Origin of the sequence: Shewanella sp. SM87, assembly GCF_025653705.1 — a bacterium.
In the GTDB taxonomy this organism is placed as follows: Bacteria; Pseudomonadota; Gammaproteobacteria; order Enterobacterales; family Shewanellaceae; genus Shewanella; species Shewanella oncorhynchi.
Map to the genome: position 1 here is coordinate 54622 of NZ_JAKKSC010000025.1, position 16856 is coordinate 71477.

The 16856-nt window shown below is 45.6% G+C and carries 13 protein-coding genes and 1 pseudogene; 13 read left to right on the forward strand and 1 reads right to left on the reverse strand.

What is annotated here, in order from left to right; all coding sequences use genetic code 11:
• The first annotated feature begins 256 nt into the window (after positions 1–256).
• The 10 genes from sirA to L5M11_RS17755 all read left to right on the forward strand — a co-directional run bounded on the left by sirA (position 257) and on the right by L5M11_RS17755 (position 12046).
• On the forward strand, positions 257–2320 hold the full coding sequence (gene sirA / locus L5M11_RS17710; RefSeq protein ID WP_263192868.1) for a dissimilatory sulfite reductase SirA: 2064 nt from the start codon (positions 257–259) through the stop codon (positions 2318–2320).
• 62 nt (positions 2321–2382) lie between these two features.
• On the forward strand, positions 2383–2823 hold the full coding sequence (locus tag L5M11_RS17715; RefSeq protein WP_028761786.1) for a rhodanese-like domain-containing protein: 441 nt from the start codon (positions 2383–2385) through the stop codon (positions 2821–2823).
• Between the two features lie 85 nt (positions 2824–2908).
• A complete protein-coding gene (locus tag L5M11_RS17720; RefSeq protein WP_263192869.1) occupies positions 2909–3691 on the forward strand; it encodes an FKBP-type peptidyl-prolyl cis-trans isomerase in 783 nt (260 codons plus the stop codon).
• 34 nt (positions 3692–3725) lie between these two features.
• Positions 3726–4406 (forward strand): nitrite reductase, encoded by a 681-nt coding sequence (locus L5M11_RS17725; RefSeq protein ID WP_263192871.1) that lies wholly within the window; start codon positions 3726–3728, stop codon positions 4404–4406.
• An 88-nt stretch (positions 4407–4494) separates the two neighbouring features.
• Positions 4495–4986 carry a nitrous oxide reductase accessory protein NosL gene (locus L5M11_RS17730; RefSeq protein WP_263192872.1) on the forward strand — a complete coding sequence of 164 codons (492 nt, stop codon included), beginning with the start codon at positions 4495–4497 and terminating at the stop codon, positions 4984–4986.
• A gap of 10 nt (positions 4987–4996) precedes the next feature.
• Positions 4997–6286 carry a nitrous oxide reductase family maturation protein NosD gene (gene nosD / locus L5M11_RS17735; protein WP_263192874.1) on the forward strand — a complete coding sequence of 430 codons (1290 nt, stop codon included), beginning with the start codon at positions 4997–4999 and terminating at the stop codon, positions 6284–6286.
• The gene (locus L5M11_RS17740; RefSeq protein ID WP_263192876.1) at positions 6283–7323 is read left to right on the forward strand and encodes an ABC transporter ATP-binding protein; all 1041 of its coding nucleotides are present in this window, start codon (positions 6283–6285) and stop codon (positions 7321–7323) included. The genes nosD and L5M11_RS17740 overlap by 4 nt, the downstream gene beginning before the upstream one ends.
• A complete protein-coding gene (locus tag L5M11_RS17745; RefSeq protein WP_263192877.1) occupies positions 7320–8192 on the forward strand; it encodes an ABC transporter permease in 873 nt (290 codons plus the stop codon). The genes L5M11_RS17740 and L5M11_RS17745 overlap by 4 nt, the downstream gene beginning before the upstream one ends.
• Positions 8193–8413: 221 nt before the next feature.
• Positions 8414–9697, forward strand: a complete 1284-nt coding sequence (locus L5M11_RS17750) for a transcriptional regulator (protein WP_173496241.1) — start codon at positions 8414–8416, stop codon at positions 9695–9697.
• 234 nt (positions 9698–9931) lie between these two features.
• Positions 9932–12046 carry a M13 family metallopeptidase gene (locus L5M11_RS17755; RefSeq protein WP_263192878.1) on the forward strand — a complete coding sequence of 705 codons (2115 nt, stop codon included), beginning with the start codon at positions 9932–9934 and terminating at the stop codon, positions 12044–12046.
• A 51-nt stretch (positions 12047–12097) separates the two neighbouring features.
• Here the strand turns inward: L5M11_RS17755 and L5M11_RS17760 are convergent, their stop codons facing one another.
• Positions 12098–14491: a fatty acid cis/trans isomerase gene (locus L5M11_RS17760; protein WP_263192879.1), complete on the reverse strand. Its 2394-nt coding sequence runs from the start codon at positions 14489–14491 to the stop codon at positions 12098–12100.
• Between the two features lie 255 nt (positions 14492–14746).
• Here L5M11_RS17760 and L5M11_RS17765 point away from each other — a divergent pair, with 255 nt between their 5' ends.
• The 3 genes and pseudogenes from L5M11_RS17765 to L5M11_RS17775 all read left to right on the forward strand — a co-directional run.
• Positions 14747–15376, forward strand: coding sequence for a flavin reductase family protein (locus L5M11_RS17765; protein ID WP_012588671.1), 630 nt, complete (start codon positions 14747–14749; stop codon positions 15374–15376).
• 520 nt (positions 15377–15896) lie between these two features.
• Positions 15897–16421, forward strand: coding sequence for a multiprotein-bridging factor 1 family protein (locus L5M11_RS17770; RefSeq protein WP_263192880.1), 525 nt, complete (start codon positions 15897–15899; stop codon positions 16419–16421).
• 69 nt (positions 16422–16490) lie between these two features.
• Positions 16491–16856 (forward strand): annotated as a pseudogene (locus L5M11_RS17775) (transposase); the annotation flags it as partial.

Here is a 16856-nt window from a genome sequence, read left to right on the forward strand (position 1 = left end):
TAGTTTTTTTTATAACTGAAATGTGCTTTTTAACTTCTAAAAAACAAATGGCATTAATTTTGTAAGTTATTGTATTTTATTTGTTTTAGTTGATTTCATTCATCTTGATTTATCAGCGCAAATTTAGTGTGCTCTAGCTCTGATTTTTAATGGTTTTTTGCCTCCACCATGCTGTAACTGGTCAATTGTTTATGTCGTTCAGTGAGCAATTAGGTTCAGTAGAAAATAAAAAACTAATGATAATTAGGAGTGAATGATGAAACGATGGAAATCCAAAATAGCACTCAGCGTGCTGTTTTGTTTAGGTACTATCATCAGTGTGGCCGGAATAGCATCCGATGCTAAACCGGGCGAGGTAAAGCCTGGCTATGGTAATAAACAAATGAGTGCGGAAGCTCAGGGAATTATGGCTAATCCCGATCTAACACTAGAATCCCGTGGTGTAAGAACACTGCAGGATTATATTGTTCAGGAAAAAGAGTTGTTTGATTTTCTTTTTGAAAATCATCCGGTATTTAAATATGCCGAGCAAGGTCGTTTAAAAGGAACCTATAAGGTCAGTGACCGTGGTGAAGAATACTTACACGGTGGTGATAGCCAAAAATATAGCCAACATCAAGAGGGCAATCGCCCTATGGCATTGCAATATCGCCTCGGTGCCAAGTCGATTTTGGATTTCCCAAATAAGTTTGTTGGTCCTGAAAAATGTGGTGAGTGCCACGGCCCACAATATGAAAAGTGGAAACGTTCACGCCATTCAAAAACCTTACGTTTTCCGGGGAGTCATCCCGAAGTCGATAACGATTTAAACAAAACCATGTATGGCACTAAGGATACTTCTATCCTGCCAGACGGCATTACCCCTGATGCAATTTATGCGACGGTGGGAACACCAAGAACCAAATACGGCTTTATCGATAGCTACTTAGTACGCGGTACTTTCCATGTGAAAGACGGTTTACTCAAAGATGGTACTGGCACTATGGTCGCCGGTGGTAACCAATTCTCCCGTGGTTGGGCTGAATGGTTAACCCCTGAAATGGCGAAGAAAATTCAGAAAGTTATTCCTGAATTTCCAACTAAAATGGAAGATTTTGGCGCGAGTGGTTCACACCAATGGGGTATGAGCTCCTATGGTGCTAAATACGAGAAGGAATTCTTATTCCAACCTGCGAGTTCCTATTGCGAAATGTGCCACACCTTTAAGTTTGATTTTAAAACTAAAGATGAGTTTTTTGCAGCCCTTGGTAATCCTAAAGAGCTCCAAAAACATACAGTGTCACTCGGTATTACCTGTGAAGAGTGCCATGGCGCAGGTGGTCATTTAGACGGCGGTATCGGTGGTGGTATGCCTTCTAACTGTGAGCGTTGTCACCAGCGTTTTAACTTCGTAGAAGAACTTGCGCAAACCCCACAGGGTAAAGAAAAACTGGAATATGCCTTTAACGTGAAGATGAAATCTTCGTGCCCATCTTGTGGTACAGAAGGTTCGCAAATGTTTGCCTCATCTCACTACGATAAGGGTATGCGTTGTTCTACCTGTCATGATCCACACGAAGTGACTGATGGTGATTGGAAATCCGGTATTACTAAACCAAAACTCATCAAAGAATGTACCGATTGCCATACGGCACAGGCTGAAATTGCGAGTAATACCAAGACCCACAGTAAACAAACTTGTCAAAGCTGTCATATGCCAAACATGGGTAGTTGTGAAAACTTCACTGCGATCCAGTTCCCTGATATGGCCGGTTTCGACAACGTTCGTAAGTCGCACATGTGGAAAATCGATGTCGATCCATTGCGTAAGACGCTTAACCCACCTGAAGGTAAGTCTCGCGACTCATCCACTAAGGGCTGGACTGTGGCGAAGGACGAAAATGGCCATAACTACCTCGATCTGATGTGGACCTGTGCTCGTACTTCCGCTTCTGATCACGATGTAGTGGATAACAAAGGTTGCCATAGCCAATTTCAATCTAAGTTGGGTGAGGGTCTGCACTTTAAAGATCAACAGCAAATCTACGGCAAAGTTCAGAAGTGGCAAAAACCAGTGAAAGAAACCTATGCCAAAGTAGAAAAAGCCCTTATTAGCATCGATAAGTCCCCCAATATGGCGAAGTTATCGGTAGAAGATAAGACGCAAGTGCTGTTGTTGACCGATAAAGCTCAAGATGTCCTCAAGCTGATTAAAGCCGATGGTTCATGGGGTGTTCATGGTGCGCGTTACTCACAAAAACGCTTAGATGCCGCCTTGACCTATGTGACCCAAGCCCAAGCCATTATTGATGGTAATGCGCTGAGTGCGAAGAAAATATAATTTAACTTGAGTCCTAGTTATCCCCGACACCTTTGGGTGTCGGGGAATATGAGAGCCTAATTATGCATAACATGCTTCGTCAAAGTGTAAGCCGAATATTGATGGTGTTGGCCTTAGGCGTGACTGCTATGCCAGTCATCGCCGGTGGTGGCTCAGAAATGTCTGAAGTGCCCTATAACGAAATCCAATTAAATCCCATTTCGATGATGGAAGCGGAAACCTTAGTCGGCAAACAAGGCGTTTATTTTTTCGACGTAAATACACTGGAGATATGGGCAGAAGGTTTTATCCCCGGAGCAGTTTTTTTCAATGTTCAGAATTGGAGAGAGTTACTTCCAAAGAATAAAGATGCAGTCATGGTGTTTTACTGCGCTAACCGCCTTTGCACCAGCAGCAATATGGCGGCGAGAGAAACCATGAAGCTAGGTTACACAGGTGTGCGTCATATGGCCGATGGTATTTATGGCTGGCGTATGTCGGGTCGAGTAACAGAAAAACCTTAGTAACACACAGGACCGATGTTTTATCGGTTTGGTTTGCAGGGCCAAAAGGCGAAACCCACAGGGTTAACATTGTAGAGAACATAAAATGAAAACACGTATGCCAACTTCTTTTATCCCCAAAAGCATCACAGTGGCGACCTGCGCCGCATTATTTGTTTCGGTAGCCAGTTTTGCCGCCACAAGTCTGAAAACCGATGCAGATAAAACCTCCTACAGCATTGGCGCTTCTATTGGTAATTACATTTCTGGTCAAGTTTACAACCAAGTTGAATTGGGTTCAGAGGTGAATGTCGACTTAGTCGTGCAAGGTTTTGTGGATGCGCTTAAAGATAAACAGCAATTAACCGACGAAGAAGTGCTGACCTACCTGAACCAAAGAGCAGAACAACTCAATGCCGCAATAACTGTCGTTGCTGAAAAACAAATGGCAGAAACTAAAAAGGCAAGTGCGGCATATCTTGCTGAAAATCAAAAAAAGTCTGGCGTTAAAGTCACCGCCTCTGGTCTTCAATACGAAGTCTTAACCCAAGGTAAAGGTCATAAACCCAATCCAGAAGATGTGGTCACAGTGGAATATGTTGGCACTCTTATCGATGGGACTGAGTTTGAAAATACGGTTGGACGTAAAGAGCCTACTCGCTTTGCATTAATGTCGGTGATCCCCGCTTGGGAAGAGGGATTAAAGTTGATGCCTGTGGGGTCTAAATACCGTTTTGTGGTACCAGCAAGCCTTGCCTATGGCACTGAAGCTGTAGGTATTATTCCTCCTGAGTCAGCACTTATCTTTGAAATTGAACTGAAAAATATTGAGAAACCCAGCGAAATGAAAGAGATGAAAAATAAAAAGATGATGCCTGCACACGGTTAATCAGGCTCCTAAAACGAGTTGTTTGGAGAGTGAAATGGAGACTGGAATGGTGAGCTTAGGACTAGGCATTGGCATCAGTTTACTGTTGTTTGTTGCTTACATTTATTGGCAGCACATGCGTCTAAACCTAGTAATGGGAATCGCACAGTTGCCAAACATGTCGAGCAAAGTGCCCTTTGCGATGGGAATCGTCCTAGTGCTGCTGACCCTTGCTATCTACAGTCAAACAGGCCGTTTTAGGGATTGGGATCAAGGTCGGCTTGATGAAAATATTGATTATTTAGTGGCGGCCGAGATCACCAAAGCCAGTCGTTGGGCTCAGAGTGAGCCGCAAAACACCTTGGCACTTATGTCATTAGCTCAGGCTTACAATGCGGGAGGTTTGTACTCAGATGCGGTGCTGACCTTAGATAAATTACTCGAAATAGGGGGAGAAGATGCCGAAGTGTTAGGGGCAAAAGCTAACGCGCTTTATTACCGTGAGCTTCGGCAAATGACACCTGAAACCCAAGAGGTGATTGCCAAAGCATTAGCACTCTCTCCCTTTGAGCCTCAAACCCATATGTTACTCGCGGCAGATGCTTACTTGCATGCTCGTAACCAAGAGGCCATTGACCATTGGCAGCTCCTGCTCAAACACAATGGCGACAGTATCAACCGTGAAGTAATCGATAATGCGATTGCAAAAGCACAAAGCAAAATGAATGAAAGATGAAACCCGTTCTATCAACCCTCGCCGTAAAGATCTGTCCCTGCAAGGAATCTGGCGAGGCGTTGATATTTTTAATAAAAGGATAAATAGGATGAAGAAATACTATGCATTGTTGCTGTTAGTGCCCTTGCTATTTGGCTGTAATAAAAGCGAGGCCACAGACCATGTTCATAAAGCCGAGATGATCCACGAGCATGACCGTTGCCATTTATGCGGCATGGTGATTACTAAATATCCCGGACCTAAAGGGCAAGTGCACCTCAAGGCAGAGAAAACGGTACCTAAGTTTTGTTCGGCTCGCGATATGTTTAACTTTGCATTACAACCTGAAAATAAAAGACAAATTGATTACATGATGGTGCATGACGCGGGCACGACCGATTGGGATCAACCTGACGATGGCGCCTTTATTGATGCTCAAAATGCCTTCTATGTTTACGGTACGACTAAGAAAGCTGTGATGGGACCTGCCGTTGCCCCTTTTAGTACCAAAGCTGCCGCCGAAGCCTTTGCTAAGGAATACGGTGGTCGAGTACTGAGATTTGATGACATCACCTTAGAACTGCTCGCGGGTGATAAATAAGGTTGTGATGATGAAGCTGCGTCTCGTCCTTATCTGGCTGCTGTGCTTTGCCTCTTTCGGTACTTGGGCTGCACTCATTCGGGTAACAGATACAGATTCACTCACCCTTGCCCTTAATAAAGCCCAAGCAGGTGACACCTTAGTGCTAGCCACTGGGGTGTATGAAGGCTCCTTTAAGGTGACGCAATCTATTTCGCTAAGGGGGGAAATGGGCGCGACATTAGATGCACTACGCCAAGGGAGTGCGTTGGTCATTGAGGCACCTCAGGTGAGTATAGAGGGGCTGAATATTCGCCACTGGGGACGGGATCTGTATTACCGTGATGCCGCCATTTTACTCAAAAAAGGGGCGGATCATGTGCAGATTAAGGGAAACCGCTTGGTGGGTGATGGTTTTGGTATTTATGGCGAACAGCTAAACTCGCCCATCATCACGGACAATAGCATTAGTGGTAACGGCGCCATTCATGTGCTTGATCGGGGTGATGGCATTTATCTCAAGCATGTTAATTCGCCACAAATTGACCGAAATCAGCTGATTTTTGTCCGTGATGGTGTGTATTTAGAGTCCGTTACCCACAGCCGCATTTATGAAAATCAATTCACTAAGCTGCAATATGGTATTCACTATATGTATACCCAAGCCGACGAAGCGTGGCAAAACCAAGCGATTGCCGTCGATGGCGGTTATGCCCTAATGAATTCAACCCATATTTACCTGCACCACAACCGTGTGACTCAGGCGCGGGACTTTGGCATTTTACTCAACATTACTGAGGCATCCCATGTGCAAGCCAATGTTGCGAGTCAAATCCATAACCCTAAGGGCACTGTGGAGCTTGGCAATGAGGGGAAAGGTATTTTTATTTACGCTGCTCAACATAACCGTATTCAAGATAACGAGTTTAGCTACAGTGATACTGGGATCAGTATGGCCATGGGCGGAGAGGAAAATCGCCTTTGGCATAATCGTATTATGGCCAATCAAACCCAAGTTAAATATGTCGGAGAAACTCAACTTGAATGGAGTTATCAGGGGCAGGGGAATTACTGGTCGGAATATCAAGGTTGGGATCTGAATGGCGATGGATTCGGGGATATTGTCCATAGGCCGAATGACAGTTTAGATAAACTGTTTTGGCTTTATCCTGAAGCCAAACTGTTGATGGAAAGCCCCGTTGTGTTGTTACTGCGTTGGGTGGAACGCCAATTTAAGCCCCAAGTGACGAGCGGTATAAGTGATCGTTTTCCCCTAATGCAAAGTGGCGCGCACGTACTGATTGATGGAGGTTCGCGATGAATCATCAAACTTTGACCTGCTCAGCGAATAAGCCTGTAGTGAATGCTGATGTGGTTGTTAAAGCGACAAATATCAGTAAATGCTATGGCAAGTTTAAGGCACTGGATGATGTGAGTTTTGAGGTGCTAGCGGGTCAAGTGATCGCACTCCTTGGGCATAATGGTGCGGGTAAATCTACGTTACTCAAGCTTATTTTGGGATTACTTACCCCCACAAGTGGCTTGCTCCAAGTTCAAGGTTATAGTGTCGGAAGTATGAATGCCAGACAGAGTTTGTCCTTAGGCTATTTACCTGAAAATGTGAGTTTTTATGACAATATGACCGCCAATGAGCTGCTGCGATATTTCGCTAAGCTTAAGGGCGTTGCCTTGCCTAAAGTGCATGAATTACTTGCTGAATTTGGTTTAGAGGCCGCTAAAGATAAGCGCTTGAGTACTTTTTCTAAGGGGATGCGGCAACGTCTTGGACTCGCGCAGGCGATATTGGCTGAGCCTAAGGTACTGTTACTCGATGAACCGACAGTTGGCTTAGATCCCTTGGCATCGGCTTTCCTGTATCAAAAAATCGCTCAGCTCAGGGCGCAGGGCTGCGCCATTATTATCAGTACCCATGAGTTGGGATTAGTACAAGATCAGATGGATCGCGCTTTGATCTTAGGTCGAGGGCGAATGTTGGCTTCGGGAAGCTTAACCTCCCTGAGGGCGACGACTCAGTTGCCAAATCATATCTTGTTGCATTTTCTATCTAATACTCAAAGGCAAGCATTGCTAGCGGATCCTATTTTAGCGGCATGTGTTAAGGCAAGCGCGGGGCAGGGACTCATGCTCGCCGTGTCACAGGAGCAAAAGTCAGCCGTGTTAAATCACTTATTACAAAAAGTGCCCGTGGGGGATTTTTCTATTGAACCTCCTAGTTTGCAGAGTGTATTTCATCATTACATGGAAAGTCTTTGCCCCCTTCAGTCGCCAACAATGCCCACAAAGACTATTAACATAACAGATATAAATCAGGCGATTAATTTGGAATCAGTCCTATGAACCGTTCCGAGGTTTTGCATCGCCGTTTAAGTGCCCTGAGCATAGTGAGTACCATAGCCGCCAAAGAGTTTAAGGATAATTTACGTAATCGTTGGTTATGGATGATGGCGGGAATCTTGTTGCTGCTATCTCTGTGTGTGAGTTTTATGGGCAGCGCAGTGTCCGGCAACTTAGTGGTATTTGAGCCTGCCCAGATCCTCTCTGGGTTAGTCACTTTATCGGTATTTATGCTCCCTTTAGGTGCGATTTTATTGAGTTATGACAGCTTTGTTGGTGAAAAAGAATCCGGCACTCTGTTGTTATTACTGACTTATCCATTAGCACGTTGGCATCTGGTGTGCGGCAAGTTTTTAGGCCATGCCTGCGTGATGACCATTGCCTGCATTTTGGGCTTTGGTTTAACAGGATTGATACTGATATCACTGGGCGATACTCAGGCCCAGTTATCCATAGCGATCGGGTTTAGCCATTTGATTATGAGCAGTATTTTACTGTCATTAGTGTTCGTGCTCTTGGGTTATTGGGTTAGCTTGTGTGTGCGAGAAAAAGCCAAGGCACTGGGGATATTACTCATTTTATGGTTTGTGCTTGTGCTGGTTTATGATCTTATTTTACTCAGTGCTGTGGTTGGAATGAGTGAGATGTTTAATCGTACTGTATTCAATCTACTGATTTTGTTGAACCCTACTGATCTGTTCCGTGCTTTAAATTTACTCGCGACTCCCTCGGATACACTCGCGGCTAAAAGTAGTCTCACTCTGCTTGCTCAAACTGGGCTGGGCTTACCCTTAATGTATGGTTTGCTGGGTGGCTGGATTGGTGCATTACTTTTGTGTTGTTCTTGGATCTTTAAATACCAAGAAATCTAGTTTAGCGACCTCTGTATTAGTCTAACTTTGTACTTATTAAACAATGACTAAACTGAGTATAGAGTCACACTCTTATATGTTGTTAAAAGGTAAAATAAACCATCTTGACTTGGTGATTGCATATCATCGTTTTCTTGGAAAGAAACAATGTCACATGATGATTGCATGTTGTTAGTGTAATCAAACTTTATCAGTATTGGCTGATCTTTCAGGCGTTTAACATGCATAAAATCACATCTTATTTAATGTTAGATGAACAGGCTAAGGAATTAGTCGATCATGTGAATGGGACAACCATCAGCCTGACTTTTTCCGAAACGGCCTTATTAGTGCTGCTGTTATCATCCACGAATGCCATTTTTACTAAGGAAGAATTGCTGCAGGTCGGCTGGCCTGAAAGGGTGGTTGCTCCTACCTCTTTAACGCAATGCATCAGTACCTTACGTAAAAAGCTCGAACCCTATACCGAAGTGCAGCTTAAAACCGTGGCACGCCGCGGGTATCAATTGCATATCTCTGAACAATCCCATGTAAAGATGCTGGCGATCAATGATGCGAATGCAATTCGTGATGCCTTAGTGGGGGTGTCGGTTTGGACTAAAGTTGCTGGTATTGCCCTCTTGTGCGCTATCTTGGCAATCGTTTGGTATGTGAGCGACCACCATGCGGTGGTTAAACAGGTGGCTAAATGGCATGCCGATAAATATATCAGCCTCAATATTGGTGGCACGCTGGGGACGGCGCGAACCTTTTATATTGGTGATGAGGATCGTTTACATCCTTCATGGTGGCAAAAACATTTAGCGCCAGAGGGAAATCACATCAATAACCTTAATTACTTCAGTGCATTTACCTCAACTGATGGCAAAAATTATTCGATGGCGATTTGCCCTGAGCTGGACGCCGATGCCTGCAGTGGTCACGGCATCATCAATATCACGGCGATAGATGCAAAACCCGCAGGATTAAATATGGCGGAGTTTATTCCGCTGAGCCAAATAATGGAGCAGCGCATTCGCTATAACCGTATTGTCCTCCCTGCGGATGATAAAGGAATGGGGGAGTTACTTGAGCATAATTACCATGCGGATATTTATTTTCCCGTCGCGGGCGAACTCTTAGTTCGTAACGATCTCAGTATGTCTCTGGTCTATGAAGGGCAAAATAAGGGTAAGTTTTATTCAACCTCCTGTATTACAGATCAAGATTGTTTAACGACGCCGATTAAATACACTATCCGCGGTGAGTTTGAGCAGTACCAGACCACAATTGATGACCTTAAAGTCGATGTTTTTCACGTTAAAGTGTTACAAAAAGAACTGACAAAACCGGATGAAGTCAGCCATTCTGCTATGCAGTTCTACCGTGAAATTCGTAAGCATGATATCCGTGATGAAGATTTATTTTATTATCGTGTTTATCAAAATGAGCACACGGCAGTATGGATCATTCCTCAGATGGGACAAGTGCTTGCGTGGACTCAGTACACTCAGATCAAATTATAAAGTAGTCGTTAGCAAACTTGATTAAGCCGACATAGTGTCGGCTTTTTTGTGCCTGCAGTTGAGCGCGGTCGTGATGATGCTAAGCTGCGAGTTTAAGCGTCTGGCTCAAATTGTTTGCATTAACTTTCTATCATAAAAATTGGCTTTGTTTTACTTCTTCATTCAGTGCCAGTTACACTGCCAAACTTAGCAATCACACTATAAATACAATAATAAAAAAGAGAGGAGTCATTCATGTCGGACCGTCTTATTCCCGTGCTGTTACTGTCAACTTCAGTACTGGCTGGGCTCACTGCTTGCAGTGATAACACCACAGAAAACACCGTAAAAACCAGCGAAAACGCGCCAAAAAGTCAAGACGTTGCGGCTCAAATGCCGATTGGCATTAATGTCGCGGCTATGACGCCAACGGTAAAACCAGGGGATGATTTTTATACCTACGCCAATGGCGAGTGGATGAAAACGACGATGATCCCAGCCGATCGCTCCAGCACTGGCGCTTTCCTCGTTGCCTTTGAAGCAACCGAAAAGCATAAAACCAGTTTGATTGCCGATCTGGTGAAAGCGCAACATGCGGTGGGGAGCGACGAAGCGCGTATCGCCGATTTCTACAAGGCTTACACAGATACCGCCGCTATTGATGCCGCAGGAATGAAGCCTGCCGAGGCGGATATTGCCCGTTATGAGGCCATTGCGAGCAAGCAGGATTTATCTGCGGCGTTAGGCGGAAATCTGCGCGCCGATGTCGATCCTCTCAACGCGACTGACTTTTATACCGAAAACCTATTTGGGATCTTCGTCACCCAAGGTTTAGCAACGCCGGGCGAAGTCTTACCTTACTTTTTACAGGGCGGTTTAGGCTTACCTGAGCGTGAATATTACCTGTCTGCCGATCCTAAAATGGTCGACATTCGCACCGCTTACCGCGCTTACATTGAAATCTTGCTCAAAGATGCTGGTGTGAGCGATGCCGCTGTTCGTGCCGATCGTATTTTTACCCTTGAAAACAAGATTGCCGCGGCCCACGCCAGCCGTGAAGCAAGCGAAGATTTTACTCAGTCTTCGGGGGTATGGAGCCGTGCTGACTTTGATGCCAAAGCACCGGGCATCGATTGGACTGCCTTTCTAGCGGCGGCGCAACTGGGCAATCAGCCTAAATTTGCGGCCTACCATGCAACGGCGATTACGGGGCTTTCTGCGCTTGTGGCCTCTGAGCCTTTAGATGCATGGAAAGATTGGCTCGTGTTCCACCATATCAACAGCCATGCTGATGTGTTGCCATCGGCTATCGACAACGCTTCGTTTGCCTTTAATGGCACTAAGCTTTCTGGCACGCCAGAGCAGCGTAGCCGCGATAAACGTGCCTTAGCGGCACTCGACCAATATTTAGGTGATGCCGTAGGCCATGCCTATGCCGAGCAATATTTCCCCGCTTCGGCCAAAGCAGAAGTCAGCACTATGGTGGATAACATAGTGACCGCCTTCGGTCAGCGAGTGGAAAAACTCGATTGGATGGACCCTTCAACCAAGAAAGAAGCCCTAGCAAAAGTGGCCACTATGGCGGTGGGCGTGGGTTATCCCGATAAATGGCGCAATTACGACAGCTATGCAGTGACTGCGACCAATGCCTACGCCAATGCCATCAATGGCGAAAAAGTAGAGTACAGCCACCAGTTAGCCAAGATTGGCAAACCAATGGATAAAGGCGAGTGGTGGATGACGCCGCAAGTGGTGAATGCGGTGAATTTGCCCGTGCAGAATGCGCTTAACTTCCCCGCGGGTATTTTGCAACCGCCATTCTTCGATGCTAAGGCCGATGCCGCTTACAACTATGGCGCGATTGGCGCTGTGATTGGTCATGAAATCAGCCATAGTTTTGATAACAATGGCGCGGCCTTTGACTCGACTGGTGCTATGCGTAACTGGTGGACGCCCGCTGACTTTGCTCAATTTGATAAGCAAGGCGATGCGTTAGCGCAGCAGTTTGATGCTTATGCGCCTTTCCCTGATTTACACGTGAATGGCAAGTTGACCTTAGGTGAAAACATTGCCGACGTAGCAGGTTTAGCCGCCGCTTATGATGCTTATCACGCCTCGCTTAAAGGCAAAGATGCCCCAGTGATTGGAGGCTTTACGGGTGATCAACGCTTCTTTATCGGCTTTGCGCAAACTTGGGCTACTAAGATGCGTGACGAAGCCCTGCGTGCTCGGGTGGCAACCGATGGACATGCCCCCGGCATGTACCGCGCGCTGACCGTGCGTAACTTAGATGCTTGGTATACTGCATTCGATGTTAAGCCTGGCGATAAGCTGTATTTAGCCCCTGAAGATCGCGTTAAGATCTGGTAAGTTTACTGGGTTGATTTGAAAGGAAGGGGAACACTAACGTTCCCCTTTTTATTAACGATTTTGCAGTCGGTTGTAATCCAGCCACCCACTTTCTATCGGGTGATTGTCGAAAAAGATCTGATTGAGTTTGTCACTAAAGGCCCAAAACTTCGGATCGGTACGGCGTACACCCACCATATCTAACAGTGCTTCATAGTCTTTTTCAGTTTGCATTTTCTCTACTGTCGCCACGACGTTAGGCAAGTCCTGTTCTTTCACTTGCCAAAATGCCTCAGGATAACTGCCCAATAAGCCATGCACTAAAGTGACGTCATCTTTAGCGGGTTCGCGGTTACTCGCCTCATTAAACAGGCTCGAAATATTCCGATGAGCGCTATTGCGAACTAAGGTAAATATCTCAGCTTTACCCGCTTTTTCAGGTTCCACCATGATCATGGTTAGTTCAGGTAACAGGGTCGCTTGTGTGCCTTTTAATCGATCTAATGTGTGTAAAAGTGCTTTGCTATGTATTTGCAAGCTGCTGTTTTCTATGTGATATCGATTGGGTTGAACCTTAGCAACCTTCTGTCCGAGTTTTTGATACAGCTCGCCCTTTAGATCGTCACTAAAGTAAAGTACGCCCGTAGGCTGATGAAAGGTGTTGATATCCCCTGCGATAAAGGCCGTGAGCTGAGTACCAGCCCCTTGATACCAATCACTCAACTGCTTGCGCCTTTCCTCCTGCGGTAACAGGGTCAGGAAATTCGATTCCCCCTCCATGCGTAAAAAATCCATGTATAAGCGAGTTAATAGCTGGTGGCCGTAGTTACCATAAACATCGAAACCCGCGACCAATAAATAGTGGATACGCTCCAGCAAGGCATAATCGATAATCCAAGCCGTTTTGGGTGGTTCGCCGACTAAGCCTTTGACCACAGTGGCATTGTCGAAATGGCGCAGTACTGTCAGGCTGGCATTATCATTGGTGTCGTCGCCATCCCAGAGTCCGTCTATGGTAAGGTGCTGGCCGTTTTTGAATTTCTCGTTCAAGAACTGATTACGCGCCCGCATATATTTGCCTTGCTTGGCGGCATATTTTACCCAAGTTACTGCTAATGCAGTGCTTTCTTCCTCTGCAGGCATACGTAGGTTTTCAAGTTGGGAATGGTAAAAGGCGCTAAAGTCAGTGTCGTCCATATAATCTGGAGTCACAAAGTACACCCAGAATCTATCGTTAATGACATTGAGCGCCACCTGACCACGGCACACTGGGCCTTTGATAAAGCCCATAATGGTATCTTGGGCGCGGGTCAGCATAAATCGATAGCGCGCACTGGCAGGAATTTGAATAAAAGCTTCAAAGGGATTAGCCGCAACGCTCGGCTGGTAGCTCGGCAGTTGAGTGACTGAGTAATCCGCATCGATAAACCATTGTTGCCAGTTATTGAGCAAGCCGGTATTCAAAGCGTAGGGGATGTGGGTTTTATCGACTATGGTTGCCCGATAAGGCCGAAAGCGGTAATAGACTCGCTCCACCTTAGGATCGTCGAAGGGACGACGGGAGGCGATAATATCCAGCGCTTGCCCCGGCGGCGTCCGAGAACGCACTAACTCGAAGAATAAAGGCTGGGTGTTCGGCTGATTCAAAGACTCAAAATATAAATGGAAGGCAAACAAATGCTCGTAGATGTAGCGTGCACTTAATTGGCTTTTTAAACTGTCGCCGTTTAAAAACTTCTCCCAGAGGGTTATTTCTGCAATAAATTCAGGTGTAAGCGCTTGTGCAAACGGCAGTGGCGCACCTTGCTCGAGCCAGTGCATCAACACTTGATGTTCATTCGCATTCAGTGCTGGCAAGCCATAAGGCATACCTGCAAGGGGCTGGCTTTGCTCGTATTTGTCCATTTCCTCTAGGCTGGCGCATTGCTGAACTCTGTCTAGGCTGAAATCAAAACGCTTATCTAAAATCTTGTCTTCAGGCAGGGGATGCATTTGCTTAAGCGTGAGCATTCTGGCTAATACCGAGGCTTGGGTATTAGCTTCTGGGGTTTGATCGCGCTCGTTTAGCATGGGGTAAAACCCGCGTTGACGCCAAGCTTCTGGGGTAAAGGCATCGACAAATAAGCGATTAGGTGTGGCAGCGACTAAGCGTGTGCCTTGGTAGACCTTTTCCTTACTCGCCCCGCGTTCTATACCTTCGCTCGAGGTCATTTTTAACTGACAGGGGGCATCGTAACAGGCATGACATACCACGCAGCGGCTATTGAGAATAGGCTCAACTTGTGTGTGCACAAACTCGGCTTGTTGAATAAATTGGTCGTTAAGCTGTGCATTTTCGACGCGTTTTTGCGGTGAGCTAGTGCCAAACAGGCTATTGAAATCGATTTGCGCTACGCTGGCACAACCTGTCGCTAACAGCACTGCGACCAACAATAACCTCTTCCATCCCCCTTTTATCGCGTTCATTCACCGCTCCTTCATTTGCCACATGCTATTTAGCAGAGTTAGGCTTTTTAGCCCACTGATAAGTATCACTTTAGCAGAAGAGTGTGTTGGATTTGAAATTTGCAGCCAGATGTTGTTCAAGGAGCTGACTTAAATTGCCCTACAGACTTTTGGTCGCTGCTCGAAACTTGGGTAAGATAGCGGCTATAAAAGCGTACCTGTGATGGCTGTATTAATTGCACCAGTATTGTTGTGGCAATAACAAAAGGATGAAGTATGACTGCTGATAACCGCTATTTTTACGAACCGAGCAAAGGCCATGGCCTTGCACACGATCCTTTAAATGCGATTGTGGGGCCTCGACCGATCGGCTGGATTTCATCACGGAATGCCGAGGGGCAACGTAATCTCGCACCTTACAGCTTTTTTAATTGTTTCAACTACAAACCGCCCATCATCGGCTTTGCCAGCACAGGCTGGAAAGACAGTGTCGCCAATATTGTCGAAACAGGGGAATTTGTGTGGAACCTCACCACTCGCGGCTTAGCCGAGCAGATGAATCAAACCTCCGCCATGCTGCCACGCGGTCAAGATGAGTTTAGTTTTGCCGGACTCACGGCTAAAGCTGGCACCATTGTTAAGGCCGATTTAGTGGCTGAAAGCCCAGTAAACTTCGAATGCAAATTGTCCCAATGCATCCAGTTAACAGCCGCTAATGGCGACAAGATCGATACTTGGTTAGTGTTAGGTGAAGTGGTTGCCGTGCATATTGCTAAGCATTTACTCAATGCCGAGGGGATTTATCAAACTGCACTCGCCGAGCCCGTATTACGTGCCGGCGGCCCATCGGCCTATTATGGGATCTGTGAAGATCTGCGTTTTGATCTACATAGACCACAAGTGTAAGGGGCTGCTCAGGCGCCGCAGGGCTGTGGGTTTCCAAACTTCGTTTGAGTTTTTGACTTATGAGTTTTGGTATCTCATGGCAGAGCAATCTAAAGCTTTTTTTAAAATCAAAGTCAACGTCGTGGGGCTTCACCCCACACCCGACCAAGGAGGACTGCTCGTCCTATCCTCCTTGGATTCTCCAAGACGCCCCTAGCGAAGTTACATGCATTGGTTACTGGTCTCATACTCCAATAAAAATCGCCTAACGGCTCAGATGGGACATCCCTGTCCCCCCGAGCCTGCGCCATCATCCATGATGTCGCCACGGCATTTTTATCTGCGTATTTCGACAACTTCGCAGGGGGGAGGTGAACTTCAGTGATCTCGGTGTCGCCTGTTAATCCCCAGAGATTTGTGCAGGCCATCTTTTTTAACCTTTACCTATTACTTCGAGTTTAGGATTGGCTGTAAAAAATACTGTCAAATCAGATTCAGATGTATACAATTATGTAAATTATTAGAGGTTTTAGAACTAAAAATGGCAATAGAAGCACTTGTAAATCCTGATGTACTTAGCTGGGCTAGACTAAGGTCTGGTTACAGTGAGTCAGTGCTTGCTCGAAAAATCAGTGTGAATGTAGATAAAGTTCTGTCTTGGGAGCGTGGCCAGAAAAAGCCGACATTTAAACAGGCGCAAAATATTGCTAGGGTAACCAACACTCCTTTTGGTTTTCTTTTTTTACCGAATCCACCTCGTGAAAACTTACCTATTCCTGATCTGAGAACTGTTGATGGTGTGCAAATGCAAGAGCCTTCTACAGAGCTTAGGGACATATTATTACAAGCATTAAGTAAGCAAGCTTGGTATAAAGATTTTCTTATTTCACACAATAGTAAACCTCTTGATTTTATTGGAAGCTTCACCATTAAGTCTAATATTGATGAAGTGGTTCAGAGTATTCGTAATACTATAGGTGTGTCGTTTCCTGTTACAGGAACATGGAATGACTATCAAAGAGAATTAATACATGGTGCTGAAAGTGCTGGCGTAATGGTAATGTAGTGGCACACTAATTTTGGCCACCTAAATAGAGGTGATATTATTACCTCGTAGATGACTTTAGGTGAACACATGAGATCGACAACCAGAAAAACATTTAGTGCTGAATTCAAACTTGAAGCAGCCCAATTAGTCCTCGATAAAAACCATAGCATCATCGAAGCTGCAAAGGCGATGAACGTAGGTAAGTCCACTATGGATAAATGGGTGAGACAGTTAAARCTAGAACGCCAGGGTGGCACACCAAAAGCATCTCCGATTACCCCTGAACAAATTGAAATCCGTGAGCTGAAGAAGCAAATAGCTCGTCTTGAGGAGCACAATCTTATCCTAAAAAAGGCTACCGCTCTCTTGATGTCAGACTCGATGAACAATTTACGCTAATCAGCGCACTCAAGCAGAGCCACTCTATTCTCACAATTTGTAATGCATTCAAAG